Source organism: Lentzea sp. NPDC003310 (assembly GCF_040610935.1).
Lineage (GTDB): Bacteria > Actinomycetota > Actinomycetes > Mycobacteriales > Pseudonocardiaceae > Lentzea.
On record NZ_JBEXNC010000026.1, the window covers coordinates 75,946 to 91,247 of the forward strand.

Sequence of the window (15,302 nt, forward strand, 5' to 3'; positions counted from 1 at the left end):
CATGGCGGTGACTTGGGCCGTCTCTGGGCCGTCAGCCGCGGAGTTGGCCAAGGAACCCGTCAAGCACGCCCTTGGTCCGCGGGAGGTTTTCGGGGATCAGGTGCGTGTACGTCGCAAGGGTGAATGCGGGGTCCGCGTGCCCGAGCAGTTCCGACACGGTTTTGATCGACTCGCCGCCGTCGAGCAGGACCGAGGCGAACAGGTGGCGCAGGTCGTGCATGCCGTTTTCGTACCGACCTGCGGGCACCCCAGCCCCGATGAGCGCGGGCTTCCAGTAGTTCCGGTCGAAGTCGTTTGCCCGGATCGGAAGGCCCCTCATCGAGGTCATGATCAGCTCGACCGTCACCAGCGGACCGTCTGGCGTCTCCCACGGCAGCGTGATCCGGACCGGCGGGAACAGCTCCATGTGTTCGTCAATCGAGCGTTCGACGTGATCCGCCATCGGGACGGTGCGCGTCTTTTTGTTCTTGGGCAACGCGAAGACGAGCGTGTTCCGCACGGTCTTGAGCTGTCGGACGATGTGCACTTCACGCTCTTTGCGGTCGATGTCCTTCACCGCGACTCCGAAGCACTCACCCTGGCGCATGCCGAGGCCGGTACCGAGGTCCACCCCAACTCGAAATCGTTCGGGCAGGCCCTTGCGCACCGCCGAGACTCGCGCGGCCGGCCACGGCACGACCTTCTTCTTGGTTGGCTTCGGTTTCTTGACCGACTTGCCCTCACACGGGTTCTTGGGGATCACCTCGTCATCCACCGCAGCGTTCAAGACTGCCGACAGGTTCATGAACAGCGTGTGCCGGTACTGGTCCGAGAGCTTGTCCTTGCGGAGTTTGCTGTCCCAGGACCTCAGCGCGGATGCGTTGATCTCATCGAGCGGCTTCTCACCCAGGTGCGGGAAGATGTGCTTGCCGAACCGCATCTCCAGTACCTCGCGCGAAGCTTCGTCCATGTCGTGGTCTGCGATGTAGTCCGACGCGAACGGCTTCAGGAGAGGCATCCCGGTGGACTTCTTGGAAGCTTGCGGAGCCTCGTAGATGCCGAGCGTGATCTTTGCTTCGGTTGTGTTGATCCACTCCTGAGCGGCCTTGTCCTGACCGTCCGCGAAGCTCTCGGAAATCTCGCCACCGTCAGGCCCGATCACCCGAGCCCGGTAGCGCTTCCCAACACCGCAACGCGAGGTTGGCTTCTGGATGGTCTTCTTGGGGTTGTTCGGGTCCTTGACGGTCGTGAACCACCGGTCCTGTATGTGGCCCATCACGCCACCTCAGCTGGTTGTGCGAGGTACCAGGCCCGGACCTCTTCCGGGTCCCACCGGATGTGCTTGCCGACGCGTCGCCCCTTGGGGCCGTACTTCTTGGTGCGCCAGCCGTAGACCGTGGCCACCGTGACCTGGAGGTACGCGGCGACTTGGCCGACATCCCACAGTTGCTCGTTCATGCCGCTACCTCCTTTTCGTACTTGCGCAGGCGTTGAGCTCGCACTCGTTCGGCGATGCCGGCCGCGAGCTCGCGTTCGGCGTCGTTGTCATAGCCGGACCCGGCGTACTGCCAGTCGTTGACGACGACCACGGAGGCGGGATCGAGTTCGAGGCGTTCGAACATCTCGCGCGTGCGGAACGTGCGGCGTTCTTCGCGGATGGCGCGGAACGTGGTCGAGTAGTGCTTGGACTTGGTGAGGAAGTGGCCGCGGAAGCCGAGCATGTGCGCCCACTTGCGGAGGTTCAGTTCCTCGAAGTCGGCCAGGCCGCCGAGGTCCCACGCGGTCTGCACCATCCGCCGGTGGTGCTCGGAGATGTGCAGGACGTCAATGTCCAGCTGGGAGCGGATCGGCCGGTCCGCCGTGTCTTTCGCACCCGTGCCCTTGGTGGCGTATTTGGCCACGTAGCCCGCCAACCGGGCCTCACTGATCTCCCCGGACTCGTCCTCCACCTGGGAGGCGTTCGCCGCCCGAATGCCCCTGGTGTCGACCTGTTCGCCCCAGAGGAGGCGCAGCGCCGAGCCGTCTGGCCGCGTGGTGTCGATCCCGACCGAGCGAGCAGCGGCCTTGATGCAGTCGCCGAGCAGTTCGGCCGTGGCCCAGGCCGGGGTGGGGTCGTGAGGTCCGTCCGGTCCGTCGACGCGGACGACGGCGTGGAAGTGGACGAGGCCTCGCCGCTGGTATTCGGCGACCTTGGCGTAGGAGAGCCGGGCGTGGTGCTTGAACTCGGAGACCTTGAGGCCGGCCGCGCCAGCGAGCTTGCGGCGCAGGGCAATGGTGAACCGGTGCCACAGCTTGCCCGCGTGTGCCTGCCAGAGCACCGCGCCCGTGTAGTCGTAGGTCCCGGCGTCGACCGCACCGCCGATGCGGGGATCGTCGCCGTGGTGCCATTCGCCGCAACCCGTGCAGGGCCGGACCTTGCCGGTCGTGGCGATCGGTCGGTTGTGGACCGGGCCGAAAGACGGCGCGGTGAGCGTTGCGAACACCCGAGGCTTTTCGGAGACGTCCGCGGGAACGCCCTTGCTGCCGCCAGCCAGGCCCGCGTGCATCAGGTGGTAGGCGTCGGCCGCGTACCGGTCGGAGCAGGCTGGGCAGACCGACTCCCGGCGGTTTCCGCACGGGACCATGACGTCCCCGCCTATGTGCTCGATCACGCCGCCGTTGAGGTCCTGGAGTTGGAAGGCACCCGAGAGCCGGATGGGAGCGGCACATCCGCCGATCGCGGTCACCCGGTCTCGCCATGCCTGGAAGTCGAGCGACTTGACGCGAGCGGTGATGCGGTCCTCCAGGGTGAGCACAGATGCCCTCCTTTCGTTGTCAGCAAGGAAAAAGCGGGGCATGACCGGTGTTCTGGTCATGCCCCGTGAAGGTGTTTGGGTCAGGCCGCGAGTTGTGCGGCGATGCGTTCCGCGTAGTCCTCAGGCACGTTGAGCGCGTCTTGGACGTCTTGGGCAGTCAGCGCGCGGCCTTGGTTGCGGACCTCGTTCGCTTTGGCGTCCAACACGCCCTGGAGGTGCCCAGGCAGCCGCAGCGTGGACCGAGGGGGTGCCGGTGTAGCAGCTGGGTTGGCGGGAGTGGGAGCGACGACCTGAGCGGCCAGATCACGCGCGGAGTTGCACCGCTGCTGAATGACCGGCATGACTTCGGCGAGCAGGAACACCACGAGCGGGATCACGAGGTGCAGGAACACCATCCCGGCGTTGATCTGCCCGTCCGGAGGCCGCAGCGACGACCACACGTTGGTGACGAGCGTGGCCCCGAGCAGCACCCGCTTGAGCCACTTGACCGGCCGGTCATCGACCGCCAAGCCGTGGGAGAGCATCTGTGCTTCCCACCGCAGGAGGGTGATCAGGATTCCGGCGAAGGCCGGTTCCACGAGCCACGCGCCCCACCACATCGGGTCAGACGGCCCGAGGTGTCCGGCGAGGAAGGCTTGCACGCCGGTCGCCGTGAAGGCGAGGCCGCACGTCATGAAACACCACATGGAGCGCGTCACCGAGACTCGGAACCGGTCCGCCCGCACGGCCGCCAGCAACGGGTTAGCGGTGAGCTGGTGGATGTCCTGCGCTTCATCGAGCTGTGCCCGCAGGCGCCGAACGGTTCGAGTCTCGCGAGGTTCGGGGGACTCGGTTTCGTTGGTGTGCTTGGACTTCTCGGACACCGGGCCACCTACTTTCCGTATGCGGCCTTGCGGAGGAGAGTCCCGAGCCACAGCAATTCGGCAACGAGCACCAGGAGCCCGACGAACCCGAACAGCAGGTACATGCAGACCAGCGAGGCCGCAGCGGCGAACACGATGTGAGCGACGCGGGCGAAGCTGCGGAGATTGACCGGGACAGCGAGTACGAGCTTCATCAGGCCACGTCCTTTGCGTTCCTGGTGGGGTAGTGGATGCGGCGACGTTCAGCGCCGGACAGGCCGCCCACGACGCCAAAGGCGTTGTCTCGGTACCGAGCGGGTCCGTTCGCTTCCCAGCTGAGTTGGTTCTCTCGGCACTCGGCGAGGACCGGGCAGGTGGCGCACACGGCCTTGGCTGCGGCGGTTCGGCCGGCGGTGTGAAACAGGGTCGGATCGGCGTCGGTACAGGCGGCCTGGTCACGCCAGGCGGGCGGTTCGCCGCCGAACAGGAGCTTCATCAGCACGCGGTAGCCGTGCGGTTCGGTGTTCACGCAGCCACCGCCAGCGGCGAGGACGGGCTACGACGCGCGGCCTGGACGACCTGGGCGACCTCATCGAAGGTGACCTGTTCGGGCGTGCAGGCGGAGAGTCGGAAGGTGTTAGCGAGCACTGCCGCCGAGCCCGACTTGAGCTTGCCGCCCAGCTCGACCACCGAGGCCGACGCTGCCAGCCCCAGCGTGATCCCGGACTTGGTCCGTCCGGTCGCGGCAACCGACAGGGTTCCCGCGGCTTGCAGGGACCACGTCAGCTCGACCCCGTGCAGCGAGGCCGCCCAGACCAGCAGGCACGCGAGCCGGTCAGGTGCGGTGCCGGAGGTGAATTCGGCGTGCACCGAGCCGGACGGCGTGGAGATGACCAGGCGGTCCGGCCGAGGCAGGCCGAGCGTGCGGATGTGGCCGCGGACAGAGCGGAGCAGGCCGTCCAGACGTCGAGGAGCGCTGTTTTCGGGCATGACAAGACCTCCACGTTTAGTGGCGAAAAGTGTTGGGGTGAAAGAAGGTCAGGCGATCGAGCGGATTGAGCCGGTCTGTCCATTGCGGACGAACTCCACGAGTTCGCGGATGTTGTCGTCCGTCGTGTACGCCGCGCGGACCCGACGAGGGACGCGAGAACGTTCGTCGGTCCGGTAGCCGATGCCGGCCGTTTCAGGCACGGCGGGGATTTGATCGGCGATCGCGCCCCGCTCTCGTGCACCCTCACCCAGCACCATGTCCGGGTGTGTCGGCGCGGTGGCCCGCAGGCACACGCGGTTGGGGAACAGGTCCCGGATCTTCAGCGTGTCCTTGTCTGGCTCCTGGATGTAGGCGTCCGCCACATGGTTGGTCGCCCGTCCCATCGAGGTGCCGCGAGCCAGCAGGGCCGTGATCTCTCGGGCGTACTCCGGCCGGTAGGCGACGAGCGAACCGATCTCGTCCACGATCAGCAGGTTGAGCGGGTACTCGCGCGACGGCTGGACCGACCGCAGCCCCGCCCGCTGCATCCGCTTCTGGGTACGCTCCATGTCATCCACCCAGGCCTCGATCAGCTCCAGGCAATCACCCGTGTCGTCGGCGTAGCGGTTCTCCGTGATCGGTTTGATGGCCGCGAACTCCAGGTACTTCGGGTCGCAGACCCACAGGCGGACGATGCCGTCCCGGATCAGCGGTGCCATCGAGCGAAGCTTGGCGAACGCGAGCGAGTTCTTGCCCGACCCGGTTCCGCCTGCCGTCAGGGTGTGCGTGCCCTGGACGGGTTCGGTCCAGTCGCCGCCGTACTCGTCCTCACCCAGCAGCACCGCCCGCAGATCGACGTCCTCGGAGTGATCGGGCATGTCCGGCGCCGGAATGATCTCTGTGAACGGTTCGTCACGCTGGACCACGAGCGCCACGTAACCCGGCTTCACCAGCTCGATTGCGACTCGTTCAGCCTCTATCGCGTGCGCCAGCTCTTCGGCCTGGCGGGCGAAGTGCATCGGTGACTGGCCCTTGGCCAGCTTCACCAACACGGTGTCGATCGACGGCGAGTACGACCGGACACGCACCACGCGCGGGTAGTTCGTGACCTTCTTCCGGCGGTGCTCGGTTGTCAGCTTGTGCACGTCCATCAGGTCTCGCCAGCGTCCACCGGAGTAGGCGCCGAACCACCGACGCTGCCATGCCCTCAGGACCGGCGCCGCCAAGGTGTCGAAGGAGTCCGGGTGACCCCGGTACCAAAGCCCGGTCGCACCAGCCGCGCCGCCGAGGACGTAGCCGGTGGTCGTTGGTCCGAGCGTGCAGGCGCCGGCCGCGATTGCGGATGGGGCGAGCATCCATTCTGGGTTCCGGGCCAGCCACCGCGCCGCGCGGAACTCGGCGGCTACAACACGCTTGCTTGCGTTCCACTTCCAACCCACTGTTGAACTCCTAGGTAGATGCACGACGGCCGACCCTCGAACGTGTCGAAGATCGGCCGCCGCGTTGATCAGTGCGGATCTAGTCCTTGGGCAGCTGCCCGCGGGCGTAGGACGCTTCCGTAGTCAGCACGCTGACCGATCGGACGAACCGGCGCCGCAGGTCCGTGAAGCCCTCACGGCGAACCGGGATGCCGTCCATTGCCGTGCGGAGCTGCTTCATCGCCTGGTCCAGGTTGGACACGGCGTTGTCGAGCTGGTGAGACATCGATCAGGCTCCCCACTCCTTGGCCTTCAAATTGATCTCGTGCCGCTTGGCTTGCTCCCGGAGCGCACTGAGGTCGTTCCGCGCGGTCCGCAGGTAGCCCTTGAGTTCGTCTGGCGTGGCGACCCGCCAACTGCCGGCCTTTCCGGGCTTCACGCTCATCTTGTTGATGAGCTTTTCCAACGGCACGAGCAGTTCCTCAACGAAGTCCATCGCGCCGACGAACGCGCCGTACCGCTGCTGCGCCCGCTCGTTCAACATCTCTTGGATCAACTGACCAACCTCTCAGTCCTGGTGTCTCCCACGTAGATGAAGCGGTACAGCGCCTGCTGCAACTCCAGGTGGTCCCGCCAGCTCTGCCCGACGCCCGGAAAGCCGTGCTTCGCAAGGACTTCGCCAACCTCGTGGACGAAGCCGAACGTGAAGCGCGGATCGTCGCCGTCCGGATCGGCGAGTTCGATCGGGTACGAGCGCTCATCCATGCCGAAACTCCTTTCGGGAGGCACGGCAAACCCAGGAACGAAGGCGCGTACCTGGGTTCACCGAATCTCTCGGAGCACGCGAAATGCTCCGGATTTAGGCATGGTTCGACTCACTGTGTAATTCTCAAAGAACAAATTGAGTGCCCTGGCCCGACTCGAAGCGGGCGACCGGCCTACCGGGCAGGGCTTGCGGGACTAAGCCGCGGGAACCGACACGATCCGTGCCGCAGGGGTCAGGCCGTCGGCCTTGAACCACAGGCCGGAGGCGGTGATCTTCCCGTCGTCCCCGCGCATCTCGTAGGTGTTGATCACGGGGTTGATCAGCTCGATGTAGTCGCCCTCCTCGAACCCCTCGCCGGGGTCGCGGGGGAGGTTGACGCGGATCTCCTCGCCCTTCGCCTTGCGACGGCCCTCCATCGGTCGGGGCTTGGCGAACAGCACCACCACGAACTGCTCTTCGTTCGTATGGCGGTCGATCACGGGCACCAGCTGTCCGCCGTCGAGTTCGCGCATCTTCACGCAGGGCGCTTCGGTGATCATGAGCTTGTAGTGGGTCAGGATCACCGGGATGTCGTTCAGAGCCACGTTGGTACCTCTCGCAGTAGGACTTGCTCTATCAGTACTACCAACATAGCTAGTAGAGCTAGAAGAGTCACTGGTCCGATCGGGTGATATTCAGCTTTGCTAGCTTTGTCGCTACAGTGTGTGCATGGCTCTTGATCCCGCGGACCCGCGGCCGGCGTATCAGCAGATCGCTGATGACCTGCGTCGATTCGTCGCGACTGACGCTGTTCAGGTGGGGGACAAGCTGCCGTCTCTGGCGGAGTTGCAGACGAAGTACGGTCGTGCCGTCATGACCCTTCAGAAGGCCTTGGACGTCCTGCGGGCCGAGGGACTGGTGATCTCGCGTCAGGGCGAAGGCACCATCGTGGTGAAAAAGCCCGAAGCCCACGCGGAGGAGCCCGAAGTTGGCTCCCCGCATGAGCTTCGAGAGATCCTGGGGAAGATCAGCGGTGCGCTGGACGACCTCAGCCGGCGTGTTTCTGCGGTCGAGGCCGAGGTTTTTGGCTCCACTTCAGACGATCCTCAATCCGAGTCAGACGCTCGTTGAGGTCTTCGACCTGGGCCACCAGCTTCGTGGACAAGGCGTGCAACTCCCGCAGGTCCTCAGCTGTCCATCCGGTTCCAGACACCGTGCTTCCCCCGTCTCCTACAGGCCGTTCTTCCTGCGTGTCGGCTGCTCTGCCCTCCATGCGACAAACCGTTGCCAGGCAACGATTCCCGCGTACGTCACTGCGAATGACGCGAGTGCTTCGGCAGCACGGCTGATCACCTCTGCTCGCCCGCCTCGATCACAAGCGGGTTGTCGTCGTCGGGCCAGACGTCATCACGGAGCGCATGACGGCTTTCCGTCCGCTCCGCGACCTCAGCAGGGGTGGTGCCAACCTGGGCCGCCAAGCTCTCGAAGTCGAGTGGTGCCAGCCGCGTGAGGCCGTCGAGACGATCCGCGTAGAGCCGCGCCGCGTCCCCGAGCTGCCGCGCGAACGCGATCGTGAGCGAGGGTCCGTCCTGGCGTCCCGGCGACTGCACCGTGATCTGTGAGCCCCCACAGCTGATGATCAGCGCTGGGTGCCCCTGGACGTGCTCGACGAACTCCACTCGTGCGTCCTCTTCGGGCTGCACCAGCACGTAGAACCCCATCGGGTTTCACCTCCATGTTCTGGTCCTGGTGAAACCACATTCGCCCGCGCGGAGCATCGATCCAATATCAACTACCGATAGCCGTATCGCTGACATCGATAAGTCCAGGTTAGGGGCGTATCCGACCCGCTACACTCGGTTGGTATCCGGGGGTTGGCTGGCAGGGGAGGAGTGGCGTTTGAGTTCCGCGAAGCGCCGTTGCCGCACCTGCGACACCCTCTTGGCGGCCGATCGCATGGGGTCTCTGTGTGGCCGGTGCGAGGCAGCTCAGGCAGCGCACGCGCCGGTGCAGCGCCCGGAGTTCTGGGGGCAACCGGAGATCCAAGAGGCCCTGCGGTCCCGCAGCATCGGCCAGCTCTTCCGCGCCTACCGCCAGGCGCACAGTCCGGTCCTGCCTCAGTCGACCTTGGCCGCGTGGCTCGACGTCACGCAGGGCCAGGTGAGCGTCATCGAACGCCGCCGACGCCCCGAGTCGGACCTCGAACGCCTTGAGCGCTGGTGTAACGCCTTGAAGGTTCCGCAGAACCTGCGTTGGTTCCGTGCAGGTGCAACTTCTCGCGATGCGGAAACCCAAGCACCGCAAGAGAAATCACTTTCCGACCTTGGTCTTGCATATGCCGCCTCCCTTCCGGCTACGGTGGAAGTCGTAGCCGAGCTTGGGAGGCACGACATGGAACGCCGAACCTTCCTGTCCAGCGCACTGTTCTCCGTCGCCGCATCGGTCGCACCGAGCCGAGATTGGTTGCTCGCCACACTCGACGAGGCCACCACGGCAACCGGCAAGATCAGTACGCAGCAGGTTGAGGCGATCCGCCGTACGTTCGGTGTGTTCCAGGAGCTCGACGTTATGCGCGGCGGGGGCCATGCCCGCGAACAGCTTGCGGCCTATCTGACCTCGCACGTTGTCCCGCTGCTGAAGTCCAACGACCCGACGACGCCCAACGGCCAGTCCCTCTACGAGGCAGCCGCGGAGCAGCTGTACCTGCTCGGGTGGATGGCGTTCGACAACGGCGAGCACTCTCTCGCGCAGCGGTACCTGATCCAGTCGCTCCGCTTGGCGCAAGCCGCGGGAAGCCCGGAGCTTGGCGCCCACGTTCTGGCCGGCCTTTCGGATCAGGCGACGCTCACCGGCAACCCGGAGCACGCCGTCCAGCTCGCCAAGGCCGGACGCGCCGGGCTGCTGGCCAAGGGGCACTCGGACGCGTGCCTGGCCGACCTGTACGCGTTGCAGGGTCGGGCCGAAGCAGCGATGGGTGACGGGAAGGCCGCAGCGCGGAGTGTCCACCTGTCGGAGACCGTGTTCGAGAACGTGAAGCCCGAGGACGAGCCGGAGTGGGCGAGGTTCATCGACCCCGCGTACCTGAACGGCGAGTACGCCCACACCTTCCGCGACCTCGAACGGCCTGAGGAGGCTTCGCACTTCGCGGGCCTCTCCATCGCAGAGTCAGAGCGGCAGAACAGGGCACGACGAGGTTCGATGGCTCAAGCTGCTCTTGCGCGCTCTGCGCTCGCTGCGCGGGACCTGGAAGCTGCCGCATCAGCAGGTATGGCGGCGGCGAAACTAGCTGCCACGGTGAAGTCATCGCGTTCGATCGAAGCAGTGGCTGACCTGCGAACTCGACTCCGAGTACACGCAGATTCGCCTTCTGTGCGTGACTTCATGGACGTGTCTGGAGCCCTGCTGCCTGCAATGAGCCCGCATTCGTAGAGGTGTAGATGTCGAGCGGTCCTTGGTGGTTCTCTGGAGTCGCCGCCCTGATTGGTGTGCTTGCAGGTATTCTTATTAAGTGGGGAATCGACGAACTTGCAGCCAAACGGCTTCGCAATCGAGAAGATCGTTTGCGTTTCATCGTAGATAAACGCAAGGCGTATGCGGACTTTTTGAACGCTTGCAGCGAGGCGGCGGATGCGCGCGAAGAGCATCGTGACCTGGACGTCGAGGGAAAAGAGCTAGACGCGCGCACGAAACCGTCGAATGAAGATATTGACGTGTTCAATGCTAAAGTGGAGCGGGTGTCGGCGCGATGGCGAGCCTCGTTTGTTCAAATAAACGAAGCTATGTCAGTGGTTGAATTGCTAGCGCCCACAAAAGTTGTTGAAGCTGCCGGGAGATTTGTTGCTCTCTGTTATCGTCCGCATTTGCTGCCCAGGCGGATCGAGGCGGAGCGCCTATTCATTGCGGCTGCGCGCGAGGACCTAGGTGCACCGCGTCTGGGTGCACATCAAAGTTGGCAGTACGAGCCGTTTGACGACTCTCCAGAGGATCTCGCCGCACTGAAGCCAAGCTCGCCGTCGGTGGGCCTTATAGAGCCGATCGACAGAATTGCCGAAGACCAAAATTGATAGTGATGATCCGAGATGCTGTGTGGCCTGCCGTCAGTGAGTGGTGAGTGGGTCTGACGGCAGGCCACAAGAGTGGCGGAGGCGCTCAGTCTTTGGTGGAATCTGCACGTTCACGGCGACGGCGAGCGCGGATCTGCTGATCTTCCCGACGTTCTCGTAGGAGTATCTCAGCGGTTTCGGTTGATCCAACACTTGCTCGACCAGCAATCATCTCGACAAGTCCATAAGTCGAGAGGTGAGGGCGGCTCAGCTCGTTAATGGCGTCGGCTACCCACGCAGCTTGGACTGCTGGCGCCCAGCGACTGAGCAGGTCCATGAGATCAACCAGGCTCTCTGTCACGAGGTACGGCGAGAGTGCGTGGGTACCACCGATCAAGATCAGGTACTGGGTCGGCCCATCATCGCGATGCCGCATCCACGTCTCGATGAAGAGCAGTCCACCTTCGGGATTGCCGACTTCAAGAAAGTCCTGCCAACCCTGAGACTCCAACCAGCTGTTGATGTCACGGCCGCCGGCCTCGTCCATGCCTTCAAGAACGTCGATCGGCTCCCACTGTCCGCCGCTAGTCAGTTTCATGTCTCGCTTCGCCCATGCGTCCACGGCAGCCACTGTAGCCATGTCGGCTTGTCATGGGTGGTGCTTGGCTGCATCGTGGCGGCAATCGTCAGAAGTAGCCGAAGGCCCGCGTTGAGCGTCGGACGTTCCTGCAGACGAAGTCTGACTCTGTCGGGTTGACGCCGGTGTTCAGAGTTTCTTTTCTTCATCAAGGCGGCCCCCTGCGGGGGCCGCTGGTCGTTCGTGCCTGCATCCGTCGCGGAGCCCAGCCCCGGAAGTGTTGTTCGGCGCCTCCAAGCGGGCCTGGCGGCCCGCGTCGGCGCCGTCGAGGCAACCGGGGCTGTCCGCGACGGACGAGGCCACGACCAGCAGCCCCCACAGGGCACCGCGGAAGAGGGGAACGGCGTCATCCCGACACGCCATGATCGGCCACGGGCAACGGCACCGCGTCACGACGGGACAACATGTCTTGACCCGCCACCGTTGCCCGCAGGATCAGCTTCATGTCGGGATGACGCCCGAGGTCTGATGATCGACCAGCTCTGACGCAGCCGGCGTTTCCATCCATCCCGGCACGCCCGGCATCCGCTTCGCTGCGCCGGGCGGCCGTGCGGCGCAAGCCGTCAGCAGCAGTGTTCGCCGCGCCAGGCCTCGCGACCCTCCTTGATCGCTACGCCAGCGATCACCAGAGCTGCCAACGGGTCTGCCCAGGACCAGCCGAAGAGGCTGTTGAGGACCAGGCCGACCAGCAGCACTCCGGACAAGTACGTGCACAGCAGGGTTTGCTTGGAGTCTGCGACCACGCTGCCGGAGCCGAGTTCACGACCAGTGCGCCGTTGTGCCGCCGACAACGCAGGCATGATGAGCAGGCTCAGCGCCGCCAGAACGATGCCGACCGTGGAGTGTTCGGCCTCTCCAGTGCCGAACAGTGCGCGCACCGCATCGAACGTCACGTACGCAGCGAGCGCGAAGAACGACACGGCGATGATCCGCAGCGTGACCCGCTCCCGAGCTTCCGGGTCCTTGCTGGAGAACTGCCAGGCCACAGCCGTAGCGGAGGCCACCTCGATGGTGGAATCCAGGCCGAAGCCGATCAACGCGGCCGATGAGGCTGCCGTACCTGCTGTGATCGCAACGATGGCTTCTATGACGTTGTAGGTGATGGTCGCGCCGACCAGGAGCCGCACTCGTCGGGAAAGCACCGCTCGCCGGTCGTCTGACAGGGAAGGCTTGGCCGGAGCGTCCGCCGAGCAGCCGTCGCAACACGTGTCGGTGGCGGCCGGCGGTTGTCTGTCGACCTCGTGACTCATCGAGTTGTCTCCTTGATCTCGACGGGTTCGTCGAGGCAGTCCGGACCGGTCTCGACAGCGAGCACAACGGCGGCCAGTTCACGCAGGGCACGGGCAAGGTGCGCATCGGCCAACTCGTAGCGGACCTGGCGGCCCTCCATCGACGCCACGACGAGACCGCAGCCGCGGAGGCAGCTCAGGTGGTTGGACACGTTGGACCGGGTGAGGCCAAGCGTTTCCGCGAGTTGGCCGGGATATCCGGGGCCGTCGAGGAGCGCCACCAGTAACCGGCACCGCGTGGGGTCAGCGAGCGCACGCCCGACACGGGCCAGGGCATCTTCACGGGTCTCACCTGTCAGCACGTGCTGAACAGTACAGCCAACGCTGACGCATTAGAAGTGTCGGCCGGGAACGAGCGCGCGCAACTCGGCTCGATCACGGGTCTGGGCGCTCGGCTGCCGCGCCCATGGACTGCTCGCCGCCTTGGCGGCGTCGACCAGCCCACAGGCTTGCCGACGAATCGACGTGCAGGATGTTCGAGCGACGCCTGTTGAGCGTGGCTCAGCCGCGGGGCGCATACATGATCACTGCCACTCCGGCGAGGCAGATCAGGGCGCCGAGGATGTCGAATCGGTCAGGCCGGTAGCCATCGGCGACCATGCCCCAGGCCAACGACCCGGCTACGAAGACGCCACCATAGGCAGCCAGGATTCGGCCGAAGTTCGCATCTGGCTGGAGAGTGGCAACGAAGCCGTACGCGCCCAGTGCGAGTGCGCCCGCGCCGATCCAGATCCAGCCGCGGTGTTCCCGCACTCCCTGCCACACCAGCCAAGCGCCGCCGATTTCCAGCACGGCGGCCAGGACGAACAGCACGATCGAACGCAGAACGGTCACCGGCTGAAGCTACCCAAGCCGATCACAAATGCCCTGATCAGGCTTGCATCCTGTACCTAGGTACAGGCTTATCGTCGGTACATGGCCACCACAGAGACCGGCACCGGCGAGGTCTGGGCACCGCAGGCGTGCACGCTGCCCACCGTCGAGCAGCCGCTGCGCATCGCCGAGTTCGACGCCCTTTTCGCGAGCGCTCTGACCGATCTTCGCAGGACGGACGGAACGCACTTGCGGTTGGAGCTCAAGGCCGGCGGGGACGTGGAGACGACCGCGCGGGACCTGACCGCCAGGGAGAGTCAGTGCTGTTCGTTCTTCGTCTTCACCTTCACTCCCACCGAGGATGCGCTTCACCTCGACGTTGAGGTTCCACCGGTCCACACCGACGTGCTCGACGGACTCGAAGCCCGCGCCCGTGACCAGATGCAGAGCGCGGAGGCGGGCACATGACAGACCTGTTGCGCACGGGCCAGGTCGCCGAGGCGGCCGGGGTGAACATCCAGACCCTGCGTTACTACGAGCGTCGCGGCCTGCTGGACGAACCCGAGCGCTCATTGGGTGGCCACCGGATGTACCCAGCCGACGCCGTCACGACCCTGCGAGTGATCAAGGCCGCTCAACGACTCGGCTTCACGCTGGACGAGGTCGCCGACCTGCTCGACGCCGGACGTCACCGCCACGGAACTCCGACCGACAGCGGGTTGCAGGCCCGCGCCCGAACCAAGCTGGACGAGGTCGAGGCGCGCATCTCTGACCTCAACACCATCCGCACGGCCCTGCTGACTGCACTCGACGCCGGGTGTGACGACCTCGCGGTGTGCGCTACCAGCTCGTGTTGCCCGTTGCCGTTCGCCGAACTGGCCGACCCTCATGGAGACCGCTGATGACATCCGCACCCCACTCGACCGAACCCGTCGAGGCCGGTCCGCCCCGCAGTAGCAAGGCCATCGGGGGATTTGCCATCGCGGCATGTGCTGCCTGCTGTGCCTTCCCGCTGTTCGTCGCGGCGGGACTGCTCACCGGGGCAGGAGCGGCACTGCTGACCAACGTCTTCGTCGCACTGGCTGTCGCGGGGGCTGTCATCGCGGTAGGCCTGTGGTTCCGCCACTACCGCCGAGTCACCCGAGCCGCAGCGGCGAAGGGCGTCGGCGGGTGTGCGGGCGGTAACTGCTCCTGCTGAGCACGGCGGAAAGGTGGGTCCATTGTGGACTGACTTGGGCCGTCTGGGGGCCGTGAAGCAACCCCAAAAGACGACAAACGACGCTGACCGACGAAAGGGGTTTTCGCTGGTCAGCGTCGTTTACAAGGCTCTGACCTCAGCCTTGCTTGGTCTCCCAAAAAATCTTGTCGATCTGGGCGATCAGGTCGAGCAGGGCCTGGCCGGAGGCCGGGTCCATCGAACCCTTGGTGCCCGACGCACCCGCGGCCTTGGTGGCGCGGTTGAACAGGTCGTGCAGCTCGGGGTACTTCTCGAAGTGCGGCGGCTTGAAGTAGTCCGTCCACAGCACCCACAGGTGGTGCTTGACGAGCTCGCTGCGCTGCTCCTTGATCAGGACGGCGCGCTCCCGGAACTCCGGGTCCTCGTTCGCCTGGTACTTCTCCTGGACCGCCTTGACCGACTCGGCCTCGATCCGGGCCTGGGCCGGGTCGTACACGCCGCAGGGGAGATCGCAGTGCGCGGTCGCCTCAACGCGTGGGCGGAGAATGCGCGACACGAGTCGCATCGTTCCTCCCAGAATGAAAAACAGTGGAT

The 15,302-nt window shown here is 65.1% G+C and carries 24 protein-coding genes; 6 read left to right on the forward strand and 18 right to left on the reverse strand.

The genetic code is table 11. The features are described from left to right. Positions 1 to 31: 31 nt before the first annotated feature. The 12 genes from ABZX02_RS39620 to ABZX02_RS39675 form a co-directional block, all read right to left on the reverse strand. Entirely contained in the window at positions 32 to 1,255 is a 1,224-nt protein-coding gene (locus tag ABZX02_RS39620; RefSeq protein WP_355306534.1) for a site-specific integrase, read from the reverse strand. Further along, entirely contained in the window at positions 1,255 to 1,437 is a 183-nt protein-coding gene (locus ABZX02_RS39625) for a helix-turn-helix domain-containing protein (protein ID WP_355306536.1), read from the reverse strand. The genes ABZX02_RS39620 and ABZX02_RS39625 overlap by 1 nt, the downstream gene beginning before the upstream one ends. Next, positions 1,434 to 2,774 carry a replication initiator gene (locus tag ABZX02_RS39630; RefSeq protein ID WP_355306538.1) on the reverse strand — a complete coding sequence of 447 codons (1,341 nt, stop codon included), beginning with the start codon at positions 2,772 to 2,774 and terminating at the stop codon, positions 1,434 to 1,436. The genes ABZX02_RS39625 and ABZX02_RS39630 overlap by 4 nt, the downstream gene beginning before the upstream one ends. A gap of 80 nt (positions 2,775 to 2,854) precedes the next feature. Further along, complete coding sequence (locus tag ABZX02_RS39635) at positions 2,855 to 3,637, reverse strand: hypothetical protein (RefSeq protein ID WP_355306540.1); 783 nt, start codon at positions 3,635 to 3,637, stop codon at positions 2,855 to 2,857. Positions 3,638 to 3,645: 8 nt separating this feature from the next. Beyond that, positions 3,646 to 3,831, reverse strand: a complete 186-nt coding sequence (locus ABZX02_RS39640) for a hypothetical protein (protein WP_355306542.1) — start codon at positions 3,829 to 3,831, stop codon at positions 3,646 to 3,648. Continuing rightward, positions 3,831 to 4,145 carry a WhiB family transcriptional regulator gene (locus ABZX02_RS39645; protein ID WP_355306544.1) on the reverse strand — a complete coding sequence of 105 codons (315 nt, stop codon included), beginning with the start codon at positions 4,143 to 4,145 and terminating at the stop codon, positions 3,831 to 3,833. Before ABZX02_RS39645 ends, ABZX02_RS39640 begins: the two co-directional genes overlap by 1 nt. Next, entirely contained in the window at positions 4,142 to 4,606 is a 465-nt protein-coding gene (locus ABZX02_RS39650; RefSeq protein ID WP_355306545.1) for a hypothetical protein, read from the reverse strand. The genes ABZX02_RS39645 and ABZX02_RS39650 overlap by 4 nt, the downstream gene beginning before the upstream one ends. Positions 4,607 to 4,654: 48 nt before the next feature. Next, positions 4,655 to 6,025: an FtsK/SpoIIIE domain-containing protein gene (locus ABZX02_RS39655; RefSeq protein ID WP_355306547.1), complete on the reverse strand. Its 1,371-nt coding sequence runs from the start codon at positions 6,023 to 6,025 to the stop codon at positions 4,655 to 4,657. A gap of 79 nt (positions 6,026 to 6,104) precedes the next feature. Beyond that, entirely contained in the window at positions 6,105 to 6,290 is a 186-nt protein-coding gene (locus tag ABZX02_RS39660) for a hypothetical protein (RefSeq protein ID WP_355306549.1), read from the reverse strand. 3 nt (positions 6,291 to 6,293) lie between these two features. Next, the gene (locus tag ABZX02_RS39665) at positions 6,294 to 6,560 is read right to left on the reverse strand and encodes a hypothetical protein (RefSeq protein ID WP_355306551.1); all 267 of its coding nucleotides are present in this window, start codon (positions 6,558 to 6,560) and stop codon (positions 6,294 to 6,296) included. Then, positions 6,557 to 6,769, reverse strand: a complete 213-nt coding sequence (locus tag ABZX02_RS39670; protein ID WP_355306553.1) for a hypothetical protein — start codon at positions 6,767 to 6,769, stop codon at positions 6,557 to 6,559. Before ABZX02_RS39670 ends, ABZX02_RS39665 begins: the two co-directional genes overlap by 4 nt. 195 nt (positions 6,770 to 6,964) lie before the next feature. Next, positions 6,965 to 7,354, reverse strand: coding sequence for a hypothetical protein (locus ABZX02_RS39675; RefSeq protein ID WP_089914370.1), 390 nt, complete (start codon positions 7,352 to 7,354; stop codon positions 6,965 to 6,967). A gap of 124 nt (positions 7,355 to 7,478) precedes the next feature. Between ABZX02_RS39675 and ABZX02_RS39680 the strand changes: the two genes are divergently transcribed. Next, positions 7,479 to 7,880, forward strand: a complete 402-nt coding sequence (locus tag ABZX02_RS39680; protein ID WP_355306555.1) for a GntR family transcriptional regulator — start codon at positions 7,479 to 7,481, stop codon at positions 7,878 to 7,880. Positions 7,881 to 8,098: 218 nt separating this feature from the next. Here the strand turns inward: ABZX02_RS39680 and ABZX02_RS39685 are convergent, their stop codons facing one another. Then, a complete protein-coding gene (locus ABZX02_RS39685; protein WP_355306557.1) occupies positions 8,099 to 8,470 on the reverse strand; it encodes a hypothetical protein in 372 nt (123 codons plus the stop codon). A 286-nt stretch (positions 8,471 to 8,756) separates the two neighbouring features. Between ABZX02_RS39685 and ABZX02_RS39690 the strand changes: the two genes are divergently transcribed. Together ABZX02_RS39690 and ABZX02_RS39695 are read left to right on the forward strand one after the other, a co-directional pair. Beyond that, positions 8,757 to 10,178 carry a helix-turn-helix domain-containing protein gene (locus ABZX02_RS39690; RefSeq protein WP_355306559.1) on the forward strand — a complete coding sequence of 474 codons (1,422 nt, stop codon included), beginning with the start codon at positions 8,757 to 8,759 and terminating at the stop codon, positions 10,176 to 10,178. 8 nt (positions 10,179 to 10,186) lie between these two features. Beyond that, the gene (locus ABZX02_RS39695; protein ID WP_355306561.1) at positions 10,187 to 10,813 is read left to right on the forward strand and encodes a hypothetical protein; all 627 of its coding nucleotides are present in this window, start codon (positions 10,187 to 10,189) and stop codon (positions 10,811 to 10,813) included. 85 nt (positions 10,814 to 10,898) lie between these two features. On the opposite strand, the gene ABZX02_RS39700 is transcribed toward ABZX02_RS39695, so the two are convergent. From ABZX02_RS39700 to ABZX02_RS39715, 4 genes are all read right to left on the reverse strand, one after another. Continuing rightward, positions 10,899 to 11,414, reverse strand: coding sequence for a hypothetical protein (locus ABZX02_RS39700; RefSeq protein WP_355306562.1), 516 nt, complete (start codon positions 11,412 to 11,414; stop codon positions 10,899 to 10,901). Between the two features lie 578 nt (positions 11,415 to 11,992). Next, positions 11,993 to 12,679, reverse strand: a complete 687-nt coding sequence (locus tag ABZX02_RS39705) for a cation transporter (RefSeq protein WP_355306564.1) — start codon at positions 12,677 to 12,679, stop codon at positions 11,993 to 11,995. Further along, positions 12,676 to 13,020 (reverse strand): metalloregulator ArsR/SmtB family transcription factor, encoded by a 345-nt coding sequence (locus ABZX02_RS39710; RefSeq protein ID WP_355306566.1) that lies wholly within the window; start codon positions 13,018 to 13,020, stop codon positions 12,676 to 12,678. The genes ABZX02_RS39705 and ABZX02_RS39710 overlap by 4 nt, the downstream gene beginning before the upstream one ends. A 199-nt stretch (positions 13,021 to 13,219) precedes the next feature. Further along, the gene (locus ABZX02_RS39715) at positions 13,220 to 13,552 is read right to left on the reverse strand and encodes a YnfA family protein (protein ID WP_355306568.1); all 333 of its coding nucleotides are present in this window, start codon (positions 13,550 to 13,552) and stop codon (positions 13,220 to 13,222) included. 81 nt (positions 13,553 to 13,633) lie between these two features. Between ABZX02_RS39715 and ABZX02_RS39720 the strand changes: the two genes are divergently transcribed. From ABZX02_RS39720 to ABZX02_RS39730, 3 genes are read left to right on the forward strand one after another with little or no spacing between them, the layout of a single operon-like run. Continuing rightward, the gene (locus ABZX02_RS39720; protein ID WP_355306570.1) at positions 13,634 to 13,999 is read left to right on the forward strand and encodes a hypothetical protein; all 366 of its coding nucleotides are present in this window, start codon (positions 13,634 to 13,636) and stop codon (positions 13,997 to 13,999) included. Next, positions 13,996 to 14,433 (forward strand): MerR family transcriptional regulator, encoded by a 438-nt coding sequence (locus ABZX02_RS39725; RefSeq protein WP_355306572.1) that lies wholly within the window; start codon positions 13,996 to 13,998, stop codon positions 14,431 to 14,433. Before ABZX02_RS39720 ends, ABZX02_RS39725 begins: the two co-directional genes overlap by 4 nt. Beyond that, positions 14,433 to 14,729 carry a hypothetical protein gene (locus ABZX02_RS39730; RefSeq protein ID WP_355306574.1) on the forward strand — a complete coding sequence of 99 codons (297 nt, stop codon included), beginning with the start codon at positions 14,433 to 14,435 and terminating at the stop codon, positions 14,727 to 14,729. The genes ABZX02_RS39725 and ABZX02_RS39730 overlap by 1 nt, the downstream gene beginning before the upstream one ends. A 136-nt stretch (positions 14,730 to 14,865) precedes the next feature. Here the strand turns inward: ABZX02_RS39730 and sodN are convergent, their stop codons facing one another. Beyond that, a complete protein-coding gene (sodN, locus tag ABZX02_RS39735; protein WP_030476597.1) occupies positions 14,866 to 15,273 on the reverse strand; it encodes a superoxide dismutase, Ni in 408 nt (135 codons plus the stop codon). Between the last annotated feature and the right edge of the window lie 29 nt (positions 15,274 to 15,302).